Here is a 25,413-nt window from a genome sequence, read left to right on the forward strand (position 1 = left end):
CTCCATGCCCCGCATGAAACCCTTCGCCGTGCTGGCCCTGCTGCTCCTGTGCAGCGCCTGCTCGAGCCTTTCGCCCTATTCCCGGCTGACCAAGCTCGACCTCGAGCTCAGCGCCAGCGAGCAGCTCAACCCCGATCTCAACGGCCGTCCCTCGCCGATCGTGGTGCGCCTGTTCGAACTCAAGCATCCCGTGGCTTTCGAGAACGCCGACTTCTTCAGCCTCTACGAGCGCGCCAAGGAATCCCTCGCCCCCGACCTGGTGGCGAGCGAGGAACTGGAACTGCGCCCCGGCGACAAGCGCGAACTGAAGCTCAGCGTCAACGACGGCAGCCGCTACGTCGGCGTGCTCGCTGCCTACCGCGACCTGCCGGAAAGCCAGTGGCGCTACGTGGTGCAACTCGCCCCGACACGACAGACCCGTGCCCAGCTGCGCCTGGAACAGGACGGCATCCACGATCTGGGCGCCAGCCTGGCGAAGAAGGGTGACTGAGCATGACGGCACACAAGGTCATCTGGCGCGAAGGCATGCTCCTGCGCCCGCAGCACTTCCAGCAGAACGATCGCTACTACGATCACCAGCTCAAGGCCCGCACACGCCTGTTGAACCGCTACAGCTGGGGCTTCTTCGAACAGGAAGTGGACACCCAGGGCCTGGCCATCGGCAAGCTGGTGCTCAACCGCGCCTCCGGCGTACTGCCCGACGGCACCCTGTTCGACCTGGGCAAGCTCGCCCAACCGCTTGCGGTGGACGTTCCGTCGAACACCAGCAACACCCCGGTGTACCTGGCTCTGCCGCTGGTCACCGGCAACCACATCGAGGCCCGGCGCCCGGAACAGCTGGACTTCCTCGCGCGCTATACCTGCCGCGAGCAGGAAGTGGCCGACTCCAACGCCGGTGACGACAGCAGCAGCCAGGTCACCTGCGCCCACCCCGACTTCCAGCTGCTGCTGGGCGAGCAGCGCAACGACCAGGCCTACGTGCGTCTGAAACTCTGCGACATCCTCGACACCTCGCTGGAAGGCGGCATCACCCTCGACCCCGAGTTCATTCCCACGCACCTGCACTTCCACGCCAGCGGCTACCTGCTGTCGTGCCTGAAGGAAGTGGTCAGCATGCTCGGCCACCGCGGCGAAACCCTGGCCGAACGCATCCGCTCCACCGGCACCGTGGGCGGCGCCGAGGTCGGCGACTTCCTCATGCTGCAACTCATCAACCGCACCGAACTGGTCCTGCGGCATTGCATGGACCTGGAGCAGGTGCACCCCGAGGAGGTCTACCGCACCCTGCTGGCGATGCTCGGCGAACTGGCCACCTTCGCCAGCGACAGCAAGCGCCCGCGCCTGGATGGGCGCTACCAGCACAGCGACCAGGGCGCCAGCTTCCGCAAGCTGATGGAAGCGATCCGCCAGGTGCTGTCGATGGTGCTGGAACAGCACGCCATCGAGCTGGTCCTGCAACAGCGCCAGTACGGCATCCTGGTCTCGCCGCTGCATGACCACAAACTGCTCGGCAGCGCCTCCTTCGTCCTCGCCGCCAGCGCCCAGTGCGACGCCGAGACACTGCGCCAGCGCCTGCCAGCGCACCTCAAGGCCGGCCCGGTGGAGCGCATCCGCCAACTGGTCAACCTGCACCTGCCGGGTGTCCGCATCAAGCCGCTGCCAGTGGCTCCGCGGCAGATCCCGTTCCACGCCAACAAGACCTACTTCGTTCTCGAACTCAGCCCGGAAGAACAGGCGCAACTGGAACGCTCCGGCGGCTTCGCCTTCCACGTCACCGACGAATTCCCGGGACTCGAGCTGAAGTTCTGGGCCATCAGGAACTGAGCGCATGATCAAGGAAATGGACTATTCGCAGGACGACAAGACCGTCCTGCTCGACCGTCGCACCGAGGAGCCGGCCCGCGGCCCGCTGACCGACCTCGAGGAGCCGCCACGCTTCGAGCACCTGGAGCAGCGGATGATCTACGCCGCGCGCCTGCGCCCGGCGGAAGCCATCAACATCGGCCTCAATCCGCTGGTCAGCGCCGCCGCCGAACTGCTGTCGGAAGTGGTGCGGCTGAAGCACAGCCCGGCCGGCGAGGAGTTGCAGGGCCTCAACCAGCACCTGTCCGATGGCGTTCGCCAGTTCGAGCTGCTCGCCCTGCAGGACGGCGCCGACAACGGCCAGGTCATGGCTGCCCGCTACGTGCTCTGCACCGTGCTCGACGAGGCGGTGGTCACCACGGCCTGGGGCAACGAGAGCGAGTGGGCGCAGATGAGCCTGCTGAGCAACTTCCACAACGAGACCTTCGGCGGCGAGAAGTTCTTCCAGCTGCTCGAACAGGTCACCCGCAACCCGGTCAAGCACCTGCACATGCTCGAACTGATGTACCTGTGCCTGGCGCTGGGCTTCGAGGGCAAATACCGGGTGCTGCCACGCGGCCTGCTCGAACTGGAGGCGATCCGCGACAGCCTCTACCGGCAGATCCGCCAACTGCGCGGCGACGTGCCGCGCGAACTGTCCCCCCACTGGGAAGGTCTGCGCGACCAGCGCCGCGGCCTGGTGCGCATCGTGCCCTGGTGGCTGGTGGCGCTGTTCACCCTGGTCTGCCTCGGAGTGATCTATTCAGGCTTCGCCTGGGTCCTCGGCGAACAGCGCGAAAGCGTCCTGCAACCCTATCAGCAGCTCGACCCGGCGACGGTCGAGCCCACGTCGTAACACAGGGATTGGTGCAATGAAGAACTTCCTCAAGAAGACCGGCGCCTTCCTGCGCCGGACCTGGGTCTGGAGCCTGCTGCTGGTGCTCCTGCTGGCCCTGCTGGTGTGGTTCGCCGGCCCGCTGCTGGCGGTGGACGACCACAAGTTCTGGGCCGGCGCCAGCGCGCGGCTGCTGAGCATCGCCGTGCTCTTCCTGGCCTGGGGCCTGTTCATGGTCTTCGTCAGTTGGCGCAGCACGCGCCGGCGCAAGCAGGAACAGGAGAGCGAAGATGGCCAGCAGCGCCTGCGCCGCGAAGAGATGATGGACGAGGAGCAGCGCGAGCTGCGCAGCCGTTTCAAGGACGCCCTGCACACCCTCAAGGTCTCCAGCCTCTACCGCGGCCGCAGCGAGCGCTGGCGCCAGGAACTGCCCTGGTACCTGCTGCTCGGCCCGCAGGGCAGCGGCAAGACCAGCCTGCTGGACTTCTCCGGCCTGGAGTTCCCGATCAACCGTATCGACCGCAAGCTGACCCGCGACACCAGCGGCACCCGCTACTGCGACTGGTACTTCGCCGAGCACGGCGTGCTGATCGACAGCGCAGGGCGCTACCTCACGCAGCCGGCCAGCGAGGTCGACAGCAGCGCCTGGCACACTCTCCTCGACCTGCTGCGCAAGCGTCGTCGCGCACGCCCGCTCAACGGCGTGCTGGTGAACCTGCCGGTGGACCTGCTGCAGCGCGGCAACGAGGAGGAACTGACCCTCCTGGCGCACCAGGTGCGCGCGCGCCTGCTGGAAATCCACCAGCGCCTGCACGTCGAGGTACCGGTGTACGTGGTGCTGAGCAAGGCCGACAAACTGGCCGGCTTCGAGGAATTCTTCGACCAGCTGTCCCGCGAGGAAAGCGACCAGGTGCTCGGCACCAGCTTCCGCAAGGAACAGAACGGCACCGATATCACTGTGTTGCGCCAGGAGTTCGAGGAACTGCTGCGCCGCCTGCACAGCCAGATCATCATGCGCATGCACCAGGAGCGCGATACCCAGCGCCGCGGCCGCATCCTCGACTTCCCGCACCAGCTCGGGCAGATCGGCGAGCTGTTGTGCCTGTTCGTCGACACCGCCTTCACCGGCAACCGCTACCAGCGCGCCACCCAGTTGCGCGGCTTCTACCTGACCAGCGCGCCGCACCTGACCGCCAAGGTGGACAACAGCACCGCCCAGGTCGGCGCCAACGCCGGGCTCGCCAGCAAGGCCCTGCCGACCTTGCGCAATGGCCGCTCGCGCTTCATCCAGCACCTGTTCAGCCGGGTGATCTTCCCCGAAGCCGACCTCGCCGGGCTCGACCACAAGGAGCGGCGTCGCATCAACTGGGGACAACGTGCGGTCTACGCCACCGCCCTGGTCGTCCTCGGCCTGTTCGGCCTGCTCTGGGCCAACAGCTTCTCCAGCAACCACGGGCGCCTGGAGCAGGTGCGCGACATCGACCGCCAACTGCAGGAGCAGCACGCCGCGCTGGCCCCGCAGGACGACGCCCGGGCCGCGCTCAAGGCGCTGGACAGCGCCTATGCCGCCAGCCAGGTATTCCCGCCCAAGGGCGATGTCTCGCTGCTCGAACGCAGCGGCCTGTACCAGGGCGAGAAAAGCACCCCGGTACTGCAGGCGGCCTACCAGCGCGAACTGCAAAGCCAGCTGCTGCCGCGCGTCGCCCGCACCCTCGAAGGGCAGATCCGCGCCAACCTCGGCGACCGCGAGCGCCTGCTCGGCAGCCTGCGCGCCTACCTGATGCTCAACCTGCCGGAACGCCGCGACCCGGCCTTCCTCAAGGATTGGCTGGCGGCCGACTGGTCGCTGCGCTACAGCGGCGACGCCGTGGTGCAGAACGGCCTGGGCAGCCACTTCGCACGCCTGCTCGAACTGCCCTTCGTCCACCCGCTAAACGACCAGTTGGTGGCCCAGGCACGCCAGGTGCTGCGCGCCGAATCCCTGGCCAGCGTGGTCTACCGCGTGCTCCGCGAACAGGCCCGCGACCTGCCGCAGTACCGCCTCAGCCAGCATCTGGGTCCGCAGGGCGCGCTGTTCTCCGGCACCGACTACGTGATTCCCGGTCTGTACACCCGCAACGGCTACCAGCAGTACTTCATCGCCCAGGGCACGCCCATGGTCCGCGAGATCCTCCGCGACAACTGGGTGCTCGGCGAAGGCAGCAGCCTCAGCGGCCAGGACCTCAGCCGCCTGATGGTCGAACTGCAGCAGCTGTACTTCCGCGACTACGCCAACCACTGGAGCGAAGCGGTCAACCAGGTGCGCCTGCAACCGGTGGTCGACGCCGGCCGCGGCGCCGACGAAGTGGCCGGGCTCACCGCGGCCAACTCGCCGCTGCTGCAACTGCTCCAGGAAGTGCGCGACAACACCCGTATCCCGGGCCTGGCGGACAACGCTGGGGACGTCGCCGCGGCGGCCGGCGCGGCCAGCGATGCCGGCGGCAAGCTGGGCAAGGTCGGCAAGATGGCGGCGGCCGCCGCCGAACAGGCCCAGGACGCCCTCGCCAAGAACCTGCCGGATACCGCGCGGCAAGCCATGCAGCGGCGCTTCGAGCCACTGCACCGCCTGCTCGACGACAACGGCGGCCCCACCGCCGACCTGGCGCCGGTGATGCAGGCGCTCAACGACCTGCAACTGCAACTGGCCGCCCTGGCCCGCGCCAGCCAACCACAGCAGGCCGCCTTCGAACTGGCGCGCAACCGCATGGGCGGTCAGCTCGACGCCCTGGCCAACCTGCGCAACGCCGCCACGCGCCTGCCGCAGCCGGTCAGCGGCTGGCTGGCCCTGCTCGCCGAGGACAGCTGGACGCTGGTGCTGGGCGACGCCTACATCTACCTCAACCAGCGCTACCAGAGCGAGCTGTACAGCTTCTACTTCAAGGCCATCAACAAGCGCTATCCGTTCAACCCGCAGAGCAGCAGCGACGTGGCCATCGCCGACTTCCGCGAGTTCTTCAAGGCCCAGGGCGTCGCCGACCGCTTCTTCGAAAGCTACCTGCAGCCCTTCGTCAGCGGCGATCCGGGCAACTACCGGCTGCGCAGCGTCGACGGCCACAGCCTGCCGATGTCGCGCGCCTTCCTCGAGCAGATGGGCTACGCCCAGGCGATCCGCCGCAGCTTCTTCGCCGACAACCCGGCCGAGCCCCAGGTGCAGTTCAAGCTGGAGCCCTACTCCATCGACTCCAGCCTGAGCCGCGCCGACTTCCGCTTCGGCGACCAACAGCTGGAATACCGCCACGGCCCCATCGTGCCGGTGGCCTTCAAATGGCCCACCGACGCCGACGACGGCCGCACCAGCCTGGTTCTCGAGGAACTCGGCGGGCGCCGCGTGAGCCTGGAGAAGAACACCGGCCCCTGGTCGCTGTTCCGCCTCTTCGACCAGATGCGCACCGAGTACCACAGCGGGCGCGACGTGCTGATGCTCAAGGCCGACCTGAGTGGCCTGCGCGCCAACTACCTGGTGCTGGCGCAGCGCTCGCCGAACCCGTTCGACCTCGGCACCCTGCGCAGCTTCCGCCTGCCGGTGTCGCTCTGATGCCGTCTGCCAGGCCCTGGCGCAGCGCCGCGCGCACCGACCCCGGCAAGGTCCGTGCGCGCAACGAGGACGCCTTCCTCGACTGCCCGGAGCGCGGCCTCTGGGTGGTCGCCGACGGCATGGGCGGCCACCATGGCGGCGACCGCGCCAGCCGGCTGATCGTCGAAAGCATCGCCGCGCTGCCGGGCGATTGCGGTTTCGAGGCTCGCCTGCAGCAGTTGCGCCAGTGCCTGCACTGGCTCAACCGCCGCTTCGGCCAGGAACTCACGGTCACCGCCGACCAGCCCTCGCGCATCATGGGCAGCACCGTCGCCGCCCTGCTGCTCGACGGCCAGCGCGCCGCCTGCGTCTGGGCCGGCGACAGCCGCTGCTACCTGTGGCGCGGCGGGCGCCTGTACCAACTGACCCGCGACCACTCGCTGCAACAGCAACTGATCGACGAACAGGGCCTGAGCCCGGAGGACGCCCGCCAGCACCCTTCGGCCCACGCCCTGACCCGCGCCATTGGCGCCAGCGACGACCTGACGCTCGATATTCTCGAGCTACAGGTCTACCCCGACGACGCCTTCCTGCTGTGCAGCGACGGCCTCTACCAGTACGTCAGCCAGGAAGCCCTGGGCTACGCCCTCAGCCTGGCCTCGCCCACTGCCGCGCTGGAACGCCTGTTCGACCACGCGCTGCTGGGCATGGCCCGCGACAACCTCACCGCCGTGGTGGTTCGCCGATGAGCAAGCAGAGCATGGCCACGGACCAGGCCGAAGCCGGCAACCTCACCTACTTCGCCTTCATCGACCCGGAGCGCGCCGTGCCGCTGGCCGGCAGCGAACCGCCGCCGGCCCCGGCCACGCCGACCTTCAGCCCCCAGGCGCTCCCCGAAGTGCTGGGCGGCCGCTACCGCCTGGAACGCCTGCTGGGCGTCGGTGGCATGGGCGCCGTGTACCGCGCCCGCGACCTGCTGCGCGAGCAGTTCGGCGATCCCGATCCCTACGTGGCGCTCAAGGTGCTGAGCGAAGAGTTCGCCGAATACCCCGACGCCAGCGCCCTGCTCTACAGCGAATACGCCCTGACCATGCGCCTGCGCCACCCGCACGTGGTGCGCCTGCACAGCTTCGAAGTGGACACCGCCTGCCAGCGCGCCTTCATCACCCTGGAACTGATGCGTGGCCTGACCCTCGACCAGCTGCTCAGCGAGCGCCCGCAAGGGCTGCCCTGGGACGAGTTCCGGGAAGTGGCCGGCGCGCTGCTCGACGCCCTGGCCTATTCCCACGAACGCGGCGTGCTGCACGGCGACCTCAAGCCCAGCAACGTGATGCTCGGCGAAGACGGGCTGCGCCTGTTCGACTATGGCCTGGGCCAGGCCCGCGATGGCCTGCTCGACGGCCTGCCGAAACTCTGCCGCGCCCGCATCGCCGCCTGGACGCCACGCTATGCAGCCCTCGAACTGCTCGAAGGCGCGCCACTGTCACCGGCCAGCGACCTCTACGCGGTGGCCTGCGTGCTCTACGAACTGCTGTGCGGCACCCACCCGTACCGGCGCCTGAACGCCAAGCAGGCCAAGGCCATGCAACTGGAGCAACAGCTGGCGCCTCCCGCGCAGCTGCCGCGCCCGGCCTGGCAGGCCCTGCGCTGTGCACTCGCACTGAATGAAGCGGACCGCCAGATCAGCGTCGCGCAGCTGCGCGATGCGTTCCACACACTGCCACCCCAGGGGCTGCGCCGCTGGTTCCGGTGGCGCAACGGATGACTTTCGAACAGGGAGCCCGAGCATGTTCAACCCGGCCAACCAGACCCACTTCAGCCTGACCCTCGACGGCCTGGAGCACGACTTCCAGGTCCTGCGCTTCCACGGTCGCGAAGCCATCAGCCAGCCCTACCGCTTCGAGCTGGAACTGGTCAGCGAACGCCCCAGCCTCGACCTGGAAGCCCTGCTGCACAAGCCCGCGTTCCTCGCCTTCAGCCCCGCCGGGCCGGGCGTCCACGGGCTGATCCAGCAGGCTGGGCAAGGCGACGCCGGCCAGCGCCTGACCCGCTACCGGGTGGTCCTGGCGCCGCAGCTGGCCTACCTCGCGCTGCGCAGCAACCAGCGCATCTTCCAGCAGCTGACGGTGCCGCAGATCATCGCCCGGGTGCTGGAGGAGCACGGCATCCTCGCCGATGCCTACCGCTTCCAGCTCGGCCCCACCGTCTACCCGCCGCGCGACTACTGCACCCAGTACGACGAGAGCGACCTGCACTTCGTCCAGCGCCTGTGCGAAGAGGAAGGCCTCCATTACCACTTCGAGCACAGCCCCGACGGGCACCTGCTGGTGTTCGGCGACGACCAGACCGCCTTCCCGCGCCTGGGCCAGCCCACGCCCTACATCGCCGACACCGGCCTAGTGGCCGACGAGCCGGTGATCAAGGGCTTCGTCCTGCGCCTGGAAGGCCGCACCAGCCGCGTGACCCGCCGCGACTACGACTTCCAGAAGCCGCGCCTGCGCATGGAAGCGGCCTACCGGCCGCAGCAGAAACAGGACCAGCCGGACCTGGAAGACTACGACTACCCCGGCCGCTTCACCGACCGCGAGCGCGGCAAGCTGCTGAGCCAGCGCAGCCTGGAAAGGCACCGCGCCGACTACCGCCAGGCCGAGGGCCGCAGCGACCAGCCGAGCCTGCGCAGCGGCCATTTCCTGCCCCTGCGCGAGCACCCGCGCGGCGAGTGGAACGACCTCTGGCTGCTCACCGAAGTGCGGCACGAAGGCAGGCAGCCGCAGGTGCTGGAAGAGTCCATCACCAGCGACACCGCCGACAGCCAGGACGACTTCCACCAGGGCTACCGCAACCGCTTCCTCGCCACCCCCTGGGACGTGCACTACCGCCCGCCGCTGGCCCACCCCAAGCCGCGGGTGCTGGGTACCCAGACCGCCGTGGTGACCGGCCCGGCGGGCGAGGAAATCCACTGCGACAAGTACGGGCGGGTCAAGGTGCAGTTCCACTGGGACCGCGAGGGCCAGGCCGACGACAAGACCAGCTGCTGGCTGCGCGTGGCCAGCGGCTGGGCCGGCAACGCCCTGGGCGCCGTGGCCATCCCGCGCGTCGGCATGGAAGTGCTGGTGGACTTCCTCGAAGGCGACCCGGACCAGCCGCTGGTCAGCGGCTGCCTGTACCACGCCGAGCACCTGCCGCCCTACGAACTGCCGGCCCACAAGACCCGTACCCTGTTCAAGAGCAACAGCTCGCCGGGCGGCAGCGGCTACAACGAACTGCGCATCGAGGACCGCAAGGGCCAGGAACAGATCTTCATCCATGCCCAGCGCGACTGGGACGAAAACATCGAGCACGACCAGAAGATCCGCGTCGGCCACGAACGCCACGACACCGTGGAAGCCAACGCCTACAGCGAGTTCAAGGCCGAGGAGCACCAAACCATCCACCTCGACCGCAAGGTGGAGGCCAAGCTCGACGACCACCTGGCGGTGGCCAACAACCAGCACATCCGCCTGGGCAACGCCCAACTGACCCGCGCCGGCCGGGAAATCCACCTCAAGGCCGGGCAGAAACTGGTGATCGAGGCCGGCCAGGAACTGACCCTCAAGGCCGGCGGCAGCTTCATCAAGCTCGACGCCAGCGGCGTCACCGTGTTCGGTCCGCTGGCGAAGATCAACGCCGGCGGCTCGCCGGGCAGCGGTTCGGGCATCGCCCTCAAGTCCCCCCTGCAACCGGGCGCCGCGGATGCGGACAAGGCCGGCGGGCCGATGGACGAGGCGCTGGCCAATCAACCGCTGGAGCGGACGATCGACAGGCCCCGAATGGTCAATTTCTCCTTCTGAACACCAGGCAAGGTCGCGCGCTGGTGCGCCGTCCCAACGGAACTGAAAACGGAACATCACCATGGAAAAGCAGAAGAAAGTCGAGCGCTGGTCCTACCCCTTCAAGGCCAAGGGCAGTAACGGCGGCGCAAGCAGCGAAATCACCGATCCGCAGGTCTACTACGACGCGCTGGCGAAGGCCGGAAGCGGCTTCTACCCGGTCTCCAGCAACGGCCTGTGGCACGGTGGCGTGCACTTCGACCAGAACACCGGCGCACAGCTGGACCAATCGTCCGTCCGCTGCATCGCCGACGGTGAAGTGGTCGCCTATCGCATCGACGGGAAGTACAAGACGCTCACCTATGGCGAAGGCGCGAGCGCTCACGAGACGATCTACTCCACCGGCTTCGTGCTGGTGAGGCATCGACTGGAATTGCCACCGGCTCCCGCCCCGGCCACTCCAGCTGCCGGCGGCACCCAGCCCGCCGCGACGCCCCCGGCCGTGGAACCGGACCTGACGTTCTACAGCCTGTACATGCACCTGATGGACTGGCAGGGCTACCAGGACAAGCCCGAGCTGGAACGGCCGGCCTTCTGGGCAGGCGACACCCGTACCGTCAAGCAGAGCGCTCCCGACAAGCTCCAGGGCCTGCGGGTCCGCGCAACGCCGAACGGCACCGTACTGGGTGTGCTGCCCCGCGGCACCCTGGTCGAGGCGGAAGCCGCCGGGCCGGGCATCAACCCGAACTGGTTGAAGTTCATCCGCGCCACCCCCGCCGTGGCGGGGCTCGCGGAAAACACCGGATACCTGCACAAGGGCCCTGCCGACGGTTCGGTGCTGAAAGCACTGGGTGAAGGCCGCTATATCGTCAACCACAAGGCCAAGGACCCCATCGAGCCCGCTCAGAAAGGCGCGAACATCCGCTTGGCCGCCAACGGGAACTCTCCCATCCTTGGCCTTCTCCCTGCGGGAACCCAGGTACGCGTCTCCCCCACCGCCACCACCAAGAGCTACCACAAGCTCCTCGCGATCACCCAAGGCAGCGCCACGCCCGCGGTGAGCGCCGAGCAACTGGCAAGCGAAGGCTACGTGTGGGTGAAGGACCTGGAAGCAGTCAAGGAACCACAAGCGCGCGACAGCGTGTTCCTCGTCGAGCCGCCCGTCCCCATCCAGGCCGGCGCGCTGATCGGCCACCTCGGCAAGTACCAGGCCGCGACGCAAGGCGCCCCGCAGGATCTCCTGCATCTGGAAGTCTTCACCTGCGACGACATGGAGTCCTTCGTTACCCAGAGCCGCGCCAGGGCGAAGCAACTCAAGCCGGAACAGAAGACCCTGCTGAAGATCCCCTCCGAAACCAAGCTCATCACCCGGGAAGACGCCACCCAAGAGAACCCGCCGCAGGTCTCCGACCCCGGCCAGCCCACCGCCTACGACATGATCCTGCCCCTGGCCGTACTCGAAGCCCTGCCAGCGGAAAGGAAAATCACCCTCACCACGACCACGGGCGGCACCACCACCACCGAACGATGGTGGAAGCTGGAAAACATGCCCGGCAAGGATGGCCAACCGATCGGAGGCTGGGTGAAGGAAGACGAACTCATCACCCCCCGCCTGCATCCCTGGGACTGGGAAGGCTTCGACTTCATCAAGGAAACCAGCACCCTGAGCGACCAGTACGCGTGCAAGCTCAGCAGCGATGGCGTACTGGACGATGGCGAGAAGACCAACTACCAGGCCCAGATCAACCAAGGCGACAGCGGCCCCATCAAGGAACGGCTGTACGACATCATCGACACCAACCACGATGAAAAACTCACCCCCGAGGAGATCAGGAACGCCCTCGGCAAACCCTGGCACGCACAGTCGATCAGCCGGCTGATTGTTCAATATGAGAGTGAGTGGTATGCCGACCCTGGTTTAAGTAAGTGGGAGGCGTTGAATTGCTATATGACCAAGGAAGGTGAGAAGGATTGGGCAAAGGAAAAAGAAAGAATAAAGTCACTTATCTGGTGGACCGGTTCGATGGTTAGCAACGAGCAATCTGATACAGGAATAGCATCCCACCTCCATCCTTTAGGTTTATTATCGCACTTTTCCAAAGTAGCGAAGCGAAGTGACTTGCTTGTTCGGAGAGGCCAGGTGACCTTTGATGCAGAAGGCAATGACATTCCCGGAAATCTTTACTTCAGCCGACGACTCCATTGGCCTGGTGGTGCTTCAGGCGTAACTTTAGGGCGAGGCTATGACATGAAGCAACGTACACCTACCACAGTTTATGCAGATTTAATTGCTGCAGGTGTTGAACCCAGTGCTGCTCAAAATTTTTCACAAGGAGCTCAACTCTCGGGCCATGCGGCCAGAGATTTTGTCAATAATAATAGAGAGACATACGGAGTAATATCCAGGAAAGCTCAACGCATACTTTTCGAAGACATAACCTATCCAAGATACGAGACAGCTGCAAAGACTAGATATACAAATGGGACAGCTGGAGAAACAGATGCAACACCATGGGAGAGCCTAAACGACCGGATAAGAGATATTGCTGTTGACCTAACCTATCAACAGGGGAGCATATGGGACAGACAGCTCCCACATATATCATCTAATGACCCAGAAGCACTTGCTGAATACATTCGCAATACACCAGAACTGTCTCAATATGAAGGCGGCCGACAAAGGGCCAGATACTTAACTGGAAACTAAGATGAACAAAGCAATCCTAGCGATAACTTTACTACTAACCACCAGCTCATGCTTTTCCACTGAGGATCAAAAAAATAACCATGATAACAAAGTAGACACTGCTTCAATGCATAAAATATCTTGGACTGGATGCTATAAGCAAAAAAGCTATCTCTGCACATCACCACAAGATGGCAGCAACTGTGAAGACAAATTCAATGACACACTAAAAATAACTTACACCCCCCCTAGGTATGCCGTTCAACTAAATAGTACGCAAGCCAATCAAAATATTTGCTCCTTCAACTTTGAGATGACAGAAAGCAACGGCCAATTAGTACATGAAACAGAGTTTGGTCGAATTCTAATTTTCCTCAAAGGAAATACCATAGAGATATCATCAAAAGGTATCGACCCAACCGCTCTCGGTTTGGGAGTTTGCGGTAATCATGCAGACATAAATGAATTGACATACAGTCTCGCAAACAAATCTGATAATGACTCAGATTGCGCCAAAATGGAGAGCGACCAATAAGAACGTGAATAAACCAAACCTCGTAGAGAAAAATTACAATCCTATTTAAAGCATGCATAAACATAAAATGAGACTTCTTTATGCCATACCAACTTTACTCATGGCATCATCGGCCACATTTGCAAGCTCTCCAACCGAAAAGCTATCTAATCCTTCTGGTGCCACGCAGAAATACATAATATCAATTCATGCTCCAGAGGCCGATGGCACACAACGCTTAGTTATTCGCACATCGGATAGTGATCATGTACTCATTGACTCCACCACTATACTCTCCCTAATTCCAAGCAAGAGTCCATTTGGCGGCCATGATGGCTTCATGCTCAGAACAAGCAGTAATCAGAAGGGTTCCTTGTTTTTAATAGACAACCAGTCAGAAACTCTCGAAATACCTCAGGCTACCAAAGACCCAATCGACAGAATCGTCCTAATTACTGAGGAGGAGGAGAACACTCAAAATAATTTCAACTTAGTTTATGACTACAAGGATGACACAAAGGACTTCGTGCTCAATGCGTTATATTCTGTACAGAATAACAGCCAGTGTGATCAGTCCGCCACAGCCATTTACAAGATAGCAAGCCCTTCAATAGAGAAAACTCTCAGTAAATTTGACGGAACTGAGACCTTCGGGCGCTTAAAAGCCATCAGAAAACAGTTGAACTCAAATGAGTCCTATGGAGAAAAGATCCTAACCAACCAAACATTATCGATCTATGAAAACGCCATAAAAGAATACAAATTGCGAAACAAAGGCAAACTAAAAGAAATAATTACCTCCCTGATTGAATCAGGCGGCGACTCCGAAACATGCCCACCAGAAAGCTATATCATCTCAAAATATTACCTTCCACAAGATCTTACTTTCAGCAACAACCTAGGGTTCCTCTTTGAGCAGACCGGCCACTATGCTGAAGCAATTACGCTACTACGAAAGGTAATCCAGGATAACCCACAGCGAACAGTTGCATACCTCAACCTTGCTGACAGTTATTGGGGAGCAGGGAATCACGCTTCAGCCAAGGAGAATTATCTTCACTATGTGAAACTAATGAGATCTGCAGACAAAGGTGGAAAAATTCCATCACGAATTTTGGAGCGCACACAGTAATACTGACACAGGCCAACTTAATATAATGAAAATACAGAAGCATAGTATTTCCATAGACTTTGAAGGAAAAGTCGAATGTGCATGAGATATAAGGACCTATATCTATACATAGGAGCGTTACTATCTGCATTTTCAAGCATGGTAAACGCCAGCACTAATGCCGAGTGCCCTAAAGAAGCTGGCTACGTAAAATATAGCGAAGTAAGATTTGAAAACTCAGTAGCTTGCATAACAAGCAACAACAGGTTAGCAAAATTAATAATAAAAAATGCGAATCCCGCCCAAACAGCAACGGAAAACACCACATTAATAGAACCATCTGACATACAAGAGAGAACAGTTCACCTTGAGAAAATCAATAACCAGGCAAACCTATACTTTGAATACCCAAACAATATATATCTTATAGCTATAAATACGAACAATACAAAATTAATTTATGCCACTCATTCAATAAAGGTCCCAGCATCAAGCGAAAATCTAGCCAACTCAGAGCTCACTCTAAAAACAAAAAATCAATTCTTAGAGTCAGCCAATATAAAAAGTATCACAAAAGATTTCCTGTTCAACAGCAGCAAGTTAGAGCTTTCATCTGAAACAAGATTAAAAATCACATCCAAAAAAGCTCTGCTTTGGGACTCACCGACTGCTGAAACCCCGACAAAAATGTATTTGATAAAAGGAGATATAGTCAGAACCACAGAATATAAGGATGGAAAACTAAAAATAAAATACATAACAGCCAAAGGAAAAGAAATCGAGAAGTGGATAAAAATCTCCGCCATCCTGTAATACAAGGCACCGTATTTCATGGCTAAAAAATAATACATATAAAACTAATTCCTTATCCAAGCACACCGTCCGCCAACTCAGATCAGAAGCAATTCTTCTTTATCTGTCTAGTAGAGTGATGTGACACGGTTGAGAACAATGATTAACATGTCAAAACCTATAGTTACGTCTATCACCTTAGTTCTCTCGGTTTACACTTGTGAATCCAAGGGAATGACAGGCGCACCGGAGTTACTCAAAGGAGTGGATACCCAAGTCATGCTGGATAACTGGAGCGATCATGCAAAAGCATGGCAAAAGATAACATTTAAAGACCAACAAAAGCAGTTCCAGATATACCAGAAAGAGCAACCCGCAGGACATAGCAGTATAGATAATACAAAAGAGTTCTTCTCTATATTTGGCGAATCACTCTCTCCAAGTAAAAAATTCCTTATTCTCCAGCGCGGAGAAACTGGGACACTTTATCTTGAAGATGGATCAACGAAAGAAACTGAATTATCGCATTGCGAAGTTATCAACATGAGCAATGGCTGCGTAATGCAGTCAAGATCTGCAGCGTACTGTACTGGACAATGGACATCCGATGATGAATGGATAAACCAAATCTCAGGAGGTGGTCAACAACCTCCAGTACTGGAGACTCCATCCCCTGTACAGCTAAAAGAAAAGATAGCAAAATTTTCTAGCCTAGATGAAAAAGCGTCAATAATCCAAGACCAGATGTACATGGGCTCCGCATCCTATCTGGCTTGTTTTCCTCCGTCTAAAAGGAACATTACCGATCTAAATGATATCGCTTACTTCTTAGCTGAGTCAGGAAAAAACCAGGAAGCATTAGAAATATACAAAGCACTAGAGATTGCTATCCCATCTAGGATGGTACTGAAACTGAATATGGCAGACTCTCTTTGGGCTGAAAACCAAAAACCAGAGGCCAAATCATACTACTCCGACTATAAGGAGTTAATGACAAAGTCCGGATTGACAAAAAAGATTCCTGCCAGGGTTTTTGAGCGAATATCAGATTAAGCAAAAGAAGTTCATGCGAATGAAGGCGTACCTCACCATCATACTTGCCACGCAAGTACCTTTGCTTGTCTCGGCCAATGCAGCTGAAATAACAAAAGAACAAGACGGAAGCATAATCTTAGAACATTCTTAAGACATGTAGAACAACATTCAGAAAATATGAGTAAATGGATTTTTATGCAACCGCCTCATTTCTGAGAGATTTACAGTTTTCGCATAGCGGGAGAAGATTTATTCTCTCTCCCTTACTAACCAGACCGAACCAACACAGTAAAAGTACATCATCCCCTTCTGCCCACGATCTCCCCTGCCCCTTGGCCGGCCCCACGCCAATCGGCCTAGTGACATCCCCTCTCTCCCACCACCCGCCTACTATCAACCCCATCGATCATCATCATCAGCTCAAACGAATTCATATCGCTTTTCACCGATATATAGTTCGTTCCCAAGCGATACACACAAAGGCAGCGATGAGCGAAGCACTGAACCTCGACGAGATCTTCAAGGCCCTGGCCCACCCCGTGCGGCGCGACATGCTGCGCTGGCTGAAGGAGCCGGAGCGCTATTTCGACGAGCAGGAGCACCAGCCTTTCGCCATCGGCGTCTGCGCCGGGAAGTTCGACCAGCGCACCGGGTTGTCGCAATCCACCGTGTCGGCACATCTGGCCACCCTCCAGCGCGCCGGATTGGTGACCAGTCGGAAAATCGGTCAGTGGCACTTCTTCAAACGCAATGAAGACACCATCGCGGCTTTTGTTCGCCACTTGAGCGAAGCGCTGTAGTCGCAGCGATCTGCCTAGAACGTCCCACTTTTTTCAGGAGCAGGCGCATGCCCCTTCCGCTTCTCGTCCTCGCTTTGTCCGCGTTCGCCATCGGCACCACGGAATTCGTCATCATGGGGCTGCTGCCGGACGTGGCCGGCGACCTCGCGGTGTCCATCCCCAGCGCCGGCTGGCTGGTCAGCGGCTATGCCTTCGGCGTGGCCATCGGCGCGCCCATCATGGCGATGCTCACGGCGAAACTGCCGCGCAAGCGCGCGCTGCTGATGCTCATGGGCATCTTCATCCTCGGCAACTTCCTCTGCGCGGTGGCTGCCAGCTACGGCATGCTGATGCTGGCGCGGATCGTCACCGCGCTCTGCCATGGCGCCTTCTTCGGCATCGGTTCGGTGGTCGCCGCCGGCCTGGTGCCGGCCAATCGCCGGGCTTCCGCCGTGGCGCTGATGTTCACCGGACTGACCCTAGCCAACGTGCTCGGCGTGCCCCTGGGCACCGCGCTGGGCCAGGTCGCCGGCTGGCGCTCGACCTTCTGGGTGGTGACGGTGATCGGCGTGTTCGCGCTCATCGGCCTGTGGCGCATCCTGCCCGCCGGGCACGACGAAGAGGCCGTGGACCTGCGCCAGGAAGCCGCGGCCCTGCGCAGCGGCCAACTGTGGCTGGCGCTGGCCACCACCGTGCTGTTCTCCGCCGCGGTGTTCGCCCTGTTCACCTACGTCGCGCCGCTGCTCGGCGAAGTCACCCAGGTGTCGCCGCGCGGCGTGACCTGGACACTGGTGCTGATCGGCCTGGGCCTGACCTTCGGCAACATCCTCGGCGGCCGCCTCGCCGACTGGCGCCTGGGCACCACCCTGGCCGGGGTGTTCGCCACCATGGCCGTGGTTTCCGCGGCGCTGAGCTGGACCAGCCACGCGCTGCTGCCGGCCGAGATCACTCTGTTCGTCTGGGCCGCGGCCGCCTTCGCCGCCGTGCCGGCCCTGCAGGTCAACGTGGTGCGCGTCGGCCAGGCCGCGCCGAATCTCGTCGCCACCCTGAACATCGGCGCCTTCAACGTCGGCAACGCCATCGGCGCCTGGGTCGGCGGCAGCGTCATCGACCACGGCCTGGGGCTGACTCGCGTGCCCCTGGCCGGCGCCCTGCTCGCAGTATTGGCGCTGATCGCGGTGATGATCGCCTTCAGCGGTAAGCCCAACCAGGCCCAACCCGTCCTGGACTGAACCCACCGTGCATCTACCGAACATCCACCGAACATCCCGTAACGGAGCACCGCAGCAATGACCACGCTCTTCGACCCGATCACCCTCGGCGACCTGCAACTGCCGAACCGCATCATCATGGCCCCGCTGACCCGCTGCCGCGCCGACGAGGGCCGCGTGCCCAACGCGCTGATGGCCGAGTACTACACCCAGCGCGCCGGCGCCGGCCTGATCCTCAGCGAAGCCACCTCGGTGACGCCCATGGGCGTCGGCTACCCCGACACCCCCGGCATCTGGTCCGACGACCAGGTGCGCGGCTGGAGCAACGTGACCAAGGCCGTGCACGCCAACGGCGGGCGCATCATGCTGCAGCTGTGGCACGTCGGCCGCATCTCCGACCCGCTGTACCTGAACGGTGAAACGCCGGTGGCGCCCAGCGCCATCAAGCCGGCCGGGCACGTCAGCCTGGTGCGTCCGATCAAGGAGTTCGTCACCCCGCGCGCGCTGGAGACCGAGGAAATCGCCGACATCGTCGAAGCCTACCGCCAGGGCGCCGAGAACGCCAAGGCCGCCGGCTTCGACGGCGTAGAGATCCACGGCGCCAACGGCTACCTGCTCGACCAGTTCCTGCAGAGCAGCACAAACCAGCGCACCGACCAGTACGGCGGCTCCATCGAAAACCGCGCGCGCCTGCTGTTGGAAGTCACCGACGTCGCCATCGAGGTGTGGGGCGCCGGCCGCGTCGGCGTGCACCTGGCGCCGCGCATGGACTCCCACGACATGGGCGACGCCGACCCGCTGGCGACCTTCGGCTACGTGGCCCGCGAACTGGGCAAGCGCGGCATCGCCTTCATCTGCACCCGCGAGAAGGAAGGCCCCGACAGCATCGGCCCGAAACTGAAGGAAATCTTCGGCGGCCCCTACATCGCCAACGAGCGCTTCACCAAGGCCAGCGCCAACGCCTGGCTGGCCAGCGGCAAGGCGGACGCAGTGGCCTTCGGCATCCCCTTCATCGCCAACCCGGACCTGGTGGAGCGCCTGGCCAAGGACGCGCCGCTGAACGAAGCGCATCCGGAAACCTTCTACGCCAAGGGGCCGGTCGGCTATCTGGATTACCCGCGGCTGTAAGGACAGGGCATGAAGAAAAGGGCGCCTCCTGGAGGCGCCCTTTTCGTTTGCGGCGGATATGTTGCCAACTGCGCCGGCGCGCTTTTCGTAGGATGGGTTGAGCCTGCGAAACCCATGCGGTGGTGGGTGATGGGTATCGCTTCGGTTGAGGGTTAAGAGCCTAGAGCCCTCTCCCCAGCCCTCTCCCTGAAGGGAGAGGGGGCTTGTCCGTGCCGAGAGGGGGCCTGGTTTTAACCGGTAATCTCTGTGCTAGCCGGCTGACTCCATCCAAGCGCTCCGAACGATCCCCTCTCCCTTCAGGGAGAGGGAACGGAGCCAACCCAAAGCACGAAAGCCACCGGTGAATACCGTTACAAACCATGTAGGAGCGCGCCCTGCGCGCGAATCGCGGGCAGGGCGCGCTTGCGACAATAAATCTTAGCGAGGTCCCTCACTCGTCTGCCGCCTTGTTGCGTTCGTAAAAGAAGCAGACGCCGATGATGAAACCGAACAATCCCACTGTAGGCAAGTCGATCATCCACAGCCGGAATGGTGGCTGCCAATACATCAACACACCCCCTATCAACACCAGCGCCACCGCCAGCCAAGTCCTGCTGGAACTTTTCCTCACGCAGCGGAACAGCACCAGCATCAGGACAAAGGCGACGAACAGATGGATCAACTCGCTGAGCATCATGTCGGGTGGGCTCGGGTAATCAGAGTCGATTGCAAGGTGGCCTGGGGACCGATACCGCCACCGACACTGGCCGCCACGCTCAATATCCTGTCGCCGGCATGAAAACTCCTCAGCCGAGAAAGTGAGTACTTTCTTACCGCCCCACCTGCGGCAATACCGGCAAACTTGTTGCCGAAGCCTACCAGGCCCCCGGCAATGCCACTCAGGGTGAGCGCGACCTGGAGATTCTGCCTATTTAGAGCATCCGCCACTTGTCGAGTCAGCGGTTCGGACAGGGCGACTTCAAGACTGCATTCCCTGTCTTTGACCTGCATATAGTCGAAGACTTCAATGACGAAGTCGGCGACATCCTGATTCGGCAGCGACGTCGATGAATAGCGCAGCAACCTCAGGCGATTGCGTTCATGGGGCTGCAAATGGATGCTGGTCAGCGCAAAACAGATGCCCCGGCTGCTGCAAATCGATCGTTGTTGCGTCTCCACATACCGAGCCTTTGTCCATAAAAGGCCCTAGCAGAATGGAATCGCTTTGCCCGGCATAGCCCGCGGAGCACAAAGACGAAAGTGCTGACATGCATACAAGAGCCTGGACATTCCAGGTCGTATGAGCGCTATAGGATTTATCCGCGATCCAGCCCCAGTGCAGGCCTGATGCTTATCGCGGATAAGATTCGCCCCGCACATTCCCATGTAGGAGCGCGCCCTGCGCGCGAATCGCGGGCAGGGCCCGCTCCTACACGGGCGCTCAGCGATTGGTCAGCTGCTGCTGGAGGTTCTGCACCTGCGCCTGCAGCGCGTTGATGTTGCGCGTGACCTGGGCGCGGAAGGCGTCGAATTCGGCGGTGCTGCCGCCCTGCTGGCCCTGCTTGCCTTCGACTTCGCTGCGCAGGATCAGCAGGTCGTCCTGGATGCTCTTGATCGACTGGCTCTGGTCGCCGCGCTTCTTCAGCGCCGCGACGTCGGCGCTCAGGTTCTGGATCTGCGCGTTGGCGGTGGCCAGGTCGCCCTGCAGGCTCTTCACCTTGGCCTGTTCGTCGGCCAGCGACTTGATCTTGCCGTCGAGCTGGGCGATCAGCTGCGCGGCGCTGTCCTGCTGGGCCTTGAGTTCGTTGCTCAGTTGGTCGAGGCGCTTGGCCTGCTGGCCATCGATCTGCGACAGCGAGTCCTGCTGCTGGCGCGCCTGGTCGGCGAGCCGGCCCTGCAGCTGCTTGACCTGCAGCTTGAGCTGCTCGCGCTCGCTGGTCACCGAGGACTCGTTCTGGACGAACTTGCCGCGGATGTCGTCGAGGCGGCCGGCGGCTTCCTCGCTGATCTTGGCGAAGCTTTCCTGGGTGGCGATCAACTGGTGCTCCATCAGCGCCAGTTGCTGGTGGCTCCACCAGGCCAGGCCGCCGAGGGCGATGGCCATGGCCGCCACCAGCGCCCACAGCGGCCCGGTGCTGGCGCCGCCCTTGGGCTGGGGCGCCAGGCGCTGGCCACCGGGCTCGTAGACGCGGCGCGGATGGTGGCCGAACTCGTCGCGGTCGGCGGCGTCGGTGGTCAGGCTGGGCACATCGTCGAAGTCGTCGAAACTGTCGTTACGCATGAAGGAAACCTGTGGGGGGAAAGCGGCATGGCGCCTGCGCAGGGCGCAGTATATCCGTTCGCGCCGGCGGCTTGGACAGCGCGCCATCGGGGGGCGCGGCGCACCGCGGCGGCGCGCACGGGCCCTGGCAGAGACCACGCCGGCGCGGCCGGGGTTCCCGCCAGGCCGCGGAAATAGTGGCAAGGCGACAGTATGGCATGTGCCTTGCTCCGCCTCCGCACCGGCGCCGCCCTGGCGCCCACTGCGGGGGAGGGAGTTGGGTGATCGAATTCAACAAGGCCATCCTGGACTGCATGCGCGAACTGCGCCGCCGTCTGCGCGAAGAACAGGCGCTGGACATCCGGTTCCAGCAAGCCGACGCCATCGCACTCATGCTGCGCGCCTGCGAGGGCTCCAGCCGGGACGACACCCGCGAACTGGGCCAGCGCCTCAGCGAGCTGAGCGGCGTGCGCCTGCCGCGGGTGGTGCAGGAGCCGAGCTTCCTGCCCAGCGAGTCCGGGCAGCGGCATTACTCGGGGCCGCTGCGCGGATGACGGCGGGGTCGGGTGCAGCATGGGCCCGGGCGATGGGTTTCGCTGCGCTCTACCCATCCTACGAAAGCCGCGAAGGGCTCTTCAGAGCCCGCTGGCCTTCCACCAGTCGCAGAACTCGTCCACCGCGTCCCACAGGCTGGCGCGTGGCTCGTAGCCGAGGAACTGGCGGGCGCGGCCGATATCCAGGCTGAAGTCCTTGGCCAGCACCGCCATTCCCATGCGCGTCAGCACCGGCTCGGGGCGGCCCGGACGCAGATAGCAGAGGCCTTCGTTCAGCGCCGCCACCGACCAGGCCAGGGGATAGGGCATGTGCGCGGTCACCGGTGGCAGGTCGAGGCGGCGCATCACGTAGTTGACCACGTCCCACAGCGGCACCGGTTGGCCGTTGCTGATGTTGTAGGCCTGGCCCAGCGCGGTGCCGGTGACCAGCAAGGCGCTGAACAGGGCGTCGTTGAGGTTCTGGATGCTGGTGAAGTCGACCTTGTTCAGACCCTTGCCGATGATCTTCAGCTTGCCCTTGCGCTGCGCCGCGATCATCCGCGGGAAGATGCTGGTGTCGCCGGCGCCGGTGACGAAACGCGGGCGCAGCGCCAGCACCTCCAGGCCGAACTCGGCGGCGCCCAGGGCGACCTTCTCCGACTGGTACTTGGTGGCGCCGTAGTGGTTGGCGAAGCGCGTCGGCACCTGGTCCTCGTTCAGGCCGACGTGGGCGCGGCCGTCGAAGTAGATCGACGGCGAGGACAGGTGCACCAGGCGCCGCACGCCCTGCTTCAGGCAGGCCTCGACCACGCTCTCGGTCATCACTACGTTGGCCTGGTGGAAGTGTTCGTAGGGGCCCCACACGCCCACCGCGCCGGCGCAGTGCACCACCGCATCGACGCCCTCGCACAGGCGCCGCACCAGGGCCGCGTCCGCCAGGTCGCCCGGCATGAACTCCGCGCCCCGCCGCACCAGCGGCTCCAGGGCCTCGGCGCGGCGGCCGTTGACGCGGACCGCCAGGCCCTGCTCCAGGGCGAAGCGGGCGAAACGCCCGCCGATGAACCCGCTCGCGCCGGTGACCAGAATCTTCATGCACGCACCTCTATAGTTGTTGTCTGCCGACTCTAGCAGGCCACCCGCCCGGCCACGCTGGCCGCGCACGCCAGAACGGCATCCTTGCGAGCCGCCCGACTCGCGGCCGGGTGACAGCCGGCGGCAAGGCCGGTTAGAACCCCGGCGATCCTTCCCCGTTCCCTGTGCGAGGCCCCGAATGAGCAAGCCCTACTGGATGATCTATGGCGCCAACGGTTATACCGGCCGCCTGCTGGCCGAGGAGGCCCGGCGCCAGGGCCTGAGCCCGCTGCTGGGCGGGCGCGATCCCGCCGCCGTGCAGGCGCTGGGTAGCGTGCTGGGCCTGGAGTGCCGGGTATTCGGCGCCGAGGGCGCGGGCGCGGCCCTGGCCGACGTCGCCGTGCTGGCCAACTGCGCCGGGCCCTTCTCCGCCACCGCCGCGCCGCTGCTGGAGGCGTGCCTGGCCAATGCCACGCACTACGTCGACATCACCGGCGAGATCGGCGTCTTCGAACACGCCCACGGCCTGGACGAGCGCGCCCGCGCCGCCGGCTGCGTGGTCTGCCCCGGCGTCGGCTTCGACGTCATCCCCACCGACTGCGTCGCCGCCTGCCTGGCCGAGGCCCTGCCCGACGCCACCCAACTGGCGCTGGGCTTCGACACCGGCAGCGGGCTCTCGCCGGGCACCGCCGCGACCACGGTGGAAGGCCTGAAGCTGGGCGGCAAGGTGCGCCGCGACGGCCGCCTGGTGGAGGTGCCGCTGGGCTACAAGCGCCGCGACATCGACTTCGGCCGCGGCCTCAAGCATGCCGTGAGCATTCCCTGGGGCGACGTCGCCACCGCCTTCTACAGCACCGGCATCCCCAACATCGAGGTGTACCTGCCGGCGCCGCCGCTGGCGGCCATGGGCATGCGCCTGATCGACCCACTACGCCCGCTGCTCGGCCGCGACGGCGTCCAGCACTGGCTCAAGCGCCAGGTGCAGCGGCGCGTGAAGGGCCCCGACGAGCAGGCCCGCAGCCGGTTGCGCACCTGGGTCTGGGGCGAGGTGCGCAACGGCCGCGGCGAGCGGCGCACGGCGCGCCTGGAGACCGCCAACGGCTACGACGTCACCGTACACGGCGTGCTCCTGGCCGTGCGCCACCTGCTCGGCCACGACGGCCCCGGCGGCTACTTCACGCCCTCGCAGCTGTTCGGCCCGCGCTGCGTGGAGGCCCTGCCGGGCAGCGGGCGCATCGTCATCCGCGGCTGATCGGCACCAGGCTGGCGGCGGCCCGGCGCAGCAGGTGGGCGGTCAGCGCGGCGAGCAGCTCGCCGCCGTTGCGCCAGTGGTGCCAGTACAGCGGCACGTCGATGACCTGGCCCGGCAGCAGTTCCACCAGCTCGCCGCGGGCCAGTTCGCCCTGCACCTGCTGCTCCGGCACCAGGCCCCAGCCCAGGCCGCCGCAGGTCATGCGCACGAAGCCCTCGGACGAGGGGCACAGGTGGTAGATGAAGGTGCCGTCCACGCCGAGGTCGGCAAGGTAGCGGTGCTGCAACTGGTCATCCGGGCCGTAGACGATCGCCGGCGCCCGCGCCAGGGCCTCGACGCGCACGCCCTCGGGGAAATGCCGGGCGACGAACGCCGGGCTGGCCAGGCCGCGGTAGCGCATCGCTCCCAGCGGCTCGCTGCGCGCACCCGCCACCGGCCGCGGGCTGGCGCACAGGCAGCCAGCCACCTCGCCGGCGCGCATGCGCTTGAGGCCCACCTCCTGGTCTTCCACCACCAGGTCCAGCAGCACCCGGCGCTCGGCGCAGAAATCACCGATGGCAGCGGCCCACCAGGTCGCCAGACTGTCGGCGTTGAGCGCCAGGCGCAGGCGCTCGGGCGAGCCGCCCTCGTCCAGCGCCGGCACCCACTGCTGCAGGTCGCCCTCCAGCAGGCGCACCTGCTGCACGTGGTTGAGCAGGCGGCGGCCCAGCTCGGTGGGCTGCGGCCGCGCCGCGCGCACCAGCACCGGCTGGCCGACGCGCGCCTCGAGCAGCTTGATGCGCTGCGAGATCGCCGACTGCGACAGGCCCAGGGCCTGGGCGCCGCGTTCGAAGCCGCCCTGCTCCACCACCGCCGCCAGGGCGGCCAGCAACTTGTAGTCGAACATCAGTTTTCCTAATGAGCCATCAACAGGATTCGTTTTCCTTATACAGGCACAAGCCCCAGACTCGCCAGGCATTCCCCCTCGAACCCGCCCACCGGAGCCCGACCATGCCTGGCCTGACCCTCCCCGTTCCCTCGCCG

Annotated in this window: 22 protein-coding genes; 17 read left to right on the forward strand and 5 right to left on the reverse strand. The window is 63.1% G+C overall.

What is annotated here, in order from left to right:
- The first annotated feature begins 4 nt into the window (after window positions 1-4).
- From tssJ to FG99_RS26800, 15 genes are all read left to right on the forward strand, one after another.
- The gene (gene tssJ, locus FG99_RS26750) at window positions 5-490 is read left to right on the forward strand and encodes a type VI secretion system lipoprotein TssJ (RefSeq protein WP_043273244.1); all 486 of its coding nucleotides are present in this window, start codon (window positions 5-7) and stop codon (window positions 488-490) included.
- Between the two features lie 2 nt (window positions 491-492).
- A complete protein-coding gene (gene tssK / locus FG99_RS26755) occupies window positions 493-1,824 on the forward strand; it encodes a type VI secretion system baseplate subunit TssK (RefSeq protein ID WP_043273245.1) in 1,332 nt (443 codons plus the stop codon).
- 4 nt (window positions 1,825-1,828) lie between these two features.
- Window positions 1,829-2,698, forward strand: coding sequence for a type IVB secretion system protein IcmH/DotU (gene icmH / locus FG99_RS26760; protein ID WP_043273246.1), 870 nt, complete (start codon window positions 1,829-1,831; stop codon window positions 2,696-2,698).
- A gap of 16 nt (window positions 2,699-2,714) precedes the next feature.
- Entirely contained in the window at window positions 2,715-6,251 is a 3,537-nt protein-coding gene (tssM, locus tag FG99_RS26765; RefSeq protein WP_043273247.1) for a type VI secretion system membrane subunit TssM, read from the forward strand.
- Window positions 6,251-6,979, forward strand: coding sequence for a PP2C family protein-serine/threonine phosphatase (locus FG99_RS26770; RefSeq protein ID WP_043273249.1), 729 nt, complete (start codon window positions 6,251-6,253; stop codon window positions 6,977-6,979). The genes tssM and FG99_RS26770 overlap by 1 nt, the downstream gene beginning before the upstream one ends.
- Entirely contained in the window at window positions 6,976-7,995 is a 1,020-nt protein-coding gene (locus FG99_RS26775; protein ID WP_232245033.1) for a serine/threonine-protein kinase, read from the forward strand. Before FG99_RS26770 ends, FG99_RS26775 begins: the two co-directional genes overlap by 4 nt.
- A gap of 22 nt (window positions 7,996-8,017) precedes the next feature.
- On the forward strand, window positions 8,018-10,060 hold the full coding sequence (gene tssI, locus FG99_RS26780) for a type VI secretion system Vgr family protein (RefSeq protein WP_043273251.1): 2,043 nt from the start codon (window positions 8,018-8,020) through the stop codon (window positions 10,058-10,060).
- 61 nt (window positions 10,061-10,121) lie between these two features.
- The gene (locus FG99_RS26785; RefSeq protein WP_051879286.1) at window positions 10,122-12,746 is read left to right on the forward strand and encodes a lysozyme family protein; all 2,625 of its coding nucleotides are present in this window, start codon (window positions 10,122-10,124) and stop codon (window positions 12,744-12,746) included.
- Between the two features lies 1 nt (window position 12,747).
- A complete protein-coding gene (locus FG99_RS32295; protein ID WP_141766295.1) occupies window positions 12,748-13,260 on the forward strand; it encodes a hypothetical protein in 513 nt (170 codons plus the stop codon).
- A gap of 67 nt (window positions 13,261-13,327) precedes the next feature.
- Window positions 13,328-14,371 carry a tetratricopeptide repeat protein gene (locus tag FG99_RS32300; RefSeq protein WP_160336946.1) on the forward strand — a complete coding sequence of 348 codons (1,044 nt, stop codon included), beginning with the start codon at window positions 13,328-13,330 and terminating at the stop codon, window positions 14,369-14,371.
- 81 nt (window positions 14,372-14,452) lie between these two features.
- A complete protein-coding gene (locus FG99_RS32305; protein WP_141766293.1) occupies window positions 14,453-15,163 on the forward strand; it encodes a hypothetical protein in 711 nt (236 codons plus the stop codon).
- A gap of 258 nt (window positions 15,164-15,421) precedes the next feature.
- The gene (locus FG99_RS32310) at window positions 15,422-16,195 is read left to right on the forward strand and encodes a tetratricopeptide repeat protein (protein WP_141766292.1); all 774 of its coding nucleotides are present in this window, start codon (window positions 15,422-15,424) and stop codon (window positions 16,193-16,195) included.
- A 470-nt stretch (window positions 16,196-16,665) separates the two neighbouring features.
- Window positions 16,666-16,977 (forward strand): ArsR/SmtB family transcription factor, encoded by a 312-nt coding sequence (locus FG99_RS26790; protein WP_043273253.1) that lies wholly within the window; start codon window positions 16,666-16,668, stop codon window positions 16,975-16,977.
- Between the two features lie 47 nt (window positions 16,978-17,024).
- Window positions 17,025-18,188, forward strand: coding sequence for an MFS transporter (locus FG99_RS26795; RefSeq protein ID WP_043273254.1), 1,164 nt, complete (start codon window positions 17,025-17,027; stop codon window positions 18,186-18,188).
- 57 nt (window positions 18,189-18,245) lie between these two features.
- Complete coding sequence (locus FG99_RS26800; protein WP_043273255.1) at window positions 18,246-19,295, forward strand: alkene reductase; 1,050 nt, start codon at window positions 18,246-18,248, stop codon at window positions 19,293-19,295.
- Between the two features lie 430 nt (window positions 19,296-19,725).
- On the opposite strand, the gene FG99_RS26805 is transcribed toward FG99_RS26800, so the two are convergent.
- From FG99_RS26805 to FG99_RS26815, 3 genes are all read right to left on the reverse strand, one after another.
- Window positions 19,726-19,971 carry a hypothetical protein gene (locus FG99_RS26805; protein WP_009615887.1) on the reverse strand — a complete coding sequence of 82 codons (246 nt, stop codon included), beginning with the start codon at window positions 19,969-19,971 and terminating at the stop codon, window positions 19,726-19,728.
- Window positions 19,968-20,453 carry a hypothetical protein gene (locus tag FG99_RS26810; RefSeq protein WP_043273256.1) on the reverse strand — a complete coding sequence of 162 codons (486 nt, stop codon included), beginning with the start codon at window positions 20,451-20,453 and terminating at the stop codon, window positions 19,968-19,970. The genes FG99_RS26805 and FG99_RS26810 overlap by 4 nt, the downstream gene beginning before the upstream one ends.
- A 262-nt stretch (window positions 20,454-20,715) precedes the next feature.
- Window positions 20,716-21,555 carry a kinetochore Spc7 family protein gene (locus FG99_RS26815; RefSeq protein ID WP_043273258.1) on the reverse strand — a complete coding sequence of 280 codons (840 nt, stop codon included), beginning with the start codon at window positions 21,553-21,555 and terminating at the stop codon, window positions 20,716-20,718.
- Window positions 21,556-21,818: 263 nt separating this feature from the next.
- Here FG99_RS26815 and FG99_RS26820 point away from each other — a divergent pair, with 263 nt between their 5' ends.
- Complete coding sequence (locus FG99_RS26820) at window positions 21,819-22,088, forward strand: hypothetical protein (RefSeq protein WP_024128440.1); 270 nt, start codon at window positions 21,819-21,821, stop codon at window positions 22,086-22,088.
- 81 nt (window positions 22,089-22,169) lie between these two features.
- Here FG99_RS26820 and FG99_RS26825 read toward each other — a convergent pair whose 3' ends face one another.
- On the reverse strand, window positions 22,170-23,159 hold the full coding sequence (locus FG99_RS26825) for an NAD-dependent epimerase/dehydratase family protein (RefSeq protein ID WP_043273260.1): 990 nt from the start codon (window positions 23,157-23,159) through the stop codon (window positions 22,170-22,172).
- Window positions 23,160-23,337: 178 nt separating this feature from the next.
- Between FG99_RS26825 and FG99_RS26830 the strand changes: the two genes are divergently transcribed.
- Window positions 23,338-24,390, forward strand: coding sequence for a saccharopine dehydrogenase family protein (locus tag FG99_RS26830; RefSeq protein WP_043273261.1), 1,053 nt, complete (start codon window positions 23,338-23,340; stop codon window positions 24,388-24,390).
- On the opposite strand, the gene FG99_RS26835 is transcribed toward FG99_RS26830, so the two are convergent.
- Window positions 24,377-25,276, reverse strand: coding sequence for a LysR family transcriptional regulator ArgP (locus FG99_RS26835; protein WP_009615882.1), 900 nt, complete (start codon window positions 25,274-25,276; stop codon window positions 24,377-24,379). The genes FG99_RS26830 and FG99_RS26835 overlap by 14 nt on opposite strands.
- Window positions 25,277-25,413: the final 137 nt, after the last annotated feature.

This window comes from Pseudomonas sp. AAC (genome assembly GCF_000725445.1).
Taxonomy (GTDB): Bacteria; Pseudomonadota; Gammaproteobacteria; order Pseudomonadales; family Pseudomonadaceae; genus Pseudomonas; species Pseudomonas citronellolis.

What these genes read in the sequence shown, in the direction of transcription:
- tssJ (WP_043273244.1), top strand. Translation starts at nt 5, where the DNA reads ATGCCCCGCATGAAACCCTTCGCCGTGCTGGCCCTGCTGCTCCTGTGC.
- tssK (WP_043273245.1), top strand. Translation starts at nt 493, where the DNA reads ATGACGGCACACAAGGTCATCTGGCGCGAAGGCATGCTCCTGCGCCCG.
- icmH (WP_043273246.1), top strand. Translation starts at nt 1,829, where the DNA reads ATGATCAAGGAAATGGACTATTCGCAGGACGACAAGACCGTCCTGCTC.
- tssM (WP_043273247.1), top strand. Translation starts at nt 2,715, where the DNA reads ATGAAGAACTTCCTCAAGAAGACCGGCGCCTTCCTGCGCCGGACCTGG.
- FG99_RS26770 (WP_043273249.1), top strand. Translation starts at nt 6,251, where the DNA reads ATGCCGTCTGCCAGGCCCTGGCGCAGCGCCGCGCGCACCGACCCCGGC.
- FG99_RS26775 (WP_232245033.1), top strand. Translation starts at nt 6,976, where the DNA reads ATGAGCAAGCAGAGCATGGCCACGGACCAGGCCGAAGCCGGCAACCTC.
- tssI (WP_043273251.1), top strand. Translation starts at nt 8,018, where the DNA reads ATGTTCAACCCGGCCAACCAGACCCACTTCAGCCTGACCCTCGACGGC.
- FG99_RS26785 (WP_051879286.1), top strand. Translation starts at nt 10,122, where the DNA reads ATGGAAAAGCAGAAGAAAGTCGAGCGCTGGTCCTACCCCTTCAAGGCC.
- FG99_RS32295 (WP_141766295.1), top strand. Translation starts at nt 12,748, where the DNA reads ATGAACAAAGCAATCCTAGCGATAACTTTACTACTAACCACCAGCTCA.
- FG99_RS32300 (WP_160336946.1), top strand. Translation starts at nt 13,328, where the DNA reads ATGAGACTTCTTTATGCCATACCAACTTTACTCATGGCATCATCGGCC.
- FG99_RS32305 (WP_141766293.1), top strand. Translation starts at nt 14,453, where the DNA reads ATGAGATATAAGGACCTATATCTATACATAGGAGCGTTACTATCTGCA.
- FG99_RS32310 (WP_141766292.1), top strand. Translation starts at nt 15,422, where the DNA reads ATGCTGGATAACTGGAGCGATCATGCAAAAGCATGGCAAAAGATAACA.
- FG99_RS26790 (WP_043273253.1), top strand. Translation starts at nt 16,666, where the DNA reads ATGAGCGAAGCACTGAACCTCGACGAGATCTTCAAGGCCCTGGCCCAC.
- FG99_RS26795 (WP_043273254.1), top strand. Translation starts at nt 17,025, where the DNA reads ATGCCCCTTCCGCTTCTCGTCCTCGCTTTGTCCGCGTTCGCCATCGGC.
- FG99_RS26800 (WP_043273255.1), top strand. Translation starts at nt 18,246, where the DNA reads ATGACCACGCTCTTCGACCCGATCACCCTCGGCGACCTGCAACTGCCG.
- FG99_RS26805 (WP_009615887.1), bottom strand. Translation starts at nt 19,971, where the DNA reads ATGATGCTCAGCGAGTTGATCCATCTGTTCGTCGCCTTTGTCCTGATG.
- FG99_RS26815 (WP_043273258.1), bottom strand. Translation starts at nt 21,555, where the DNA reads ATGCGTAACGACAGTTTCGACGACTTCGACGATGTGCCCAGCCTGACC.
- FG99_RS26825 (WP_043273260.1), bottom strand. Translation starts at nt 23,159, where the DNA reads ATGAAGATTCTGGTCACCGGCGCGAGCGGGTTCATCGGCGGGCGTTTC.
- FG99_RS26830 (WP_043273261.1), top strand. Translation starts at nt 23,338, where the DNA reads ATGAGCAAGCCCTACTGGATGATCTATGGCGCCAACGGTTATACCGGC.
- FG99_RS26835 (WP_009615882.1), bottom strand. Translation starts at nt 25,276, where the DNA reads ATGTTCGACTACAAGTTGCTGGCCGCCCTGGCGGCGGTGGTGGAGCAG.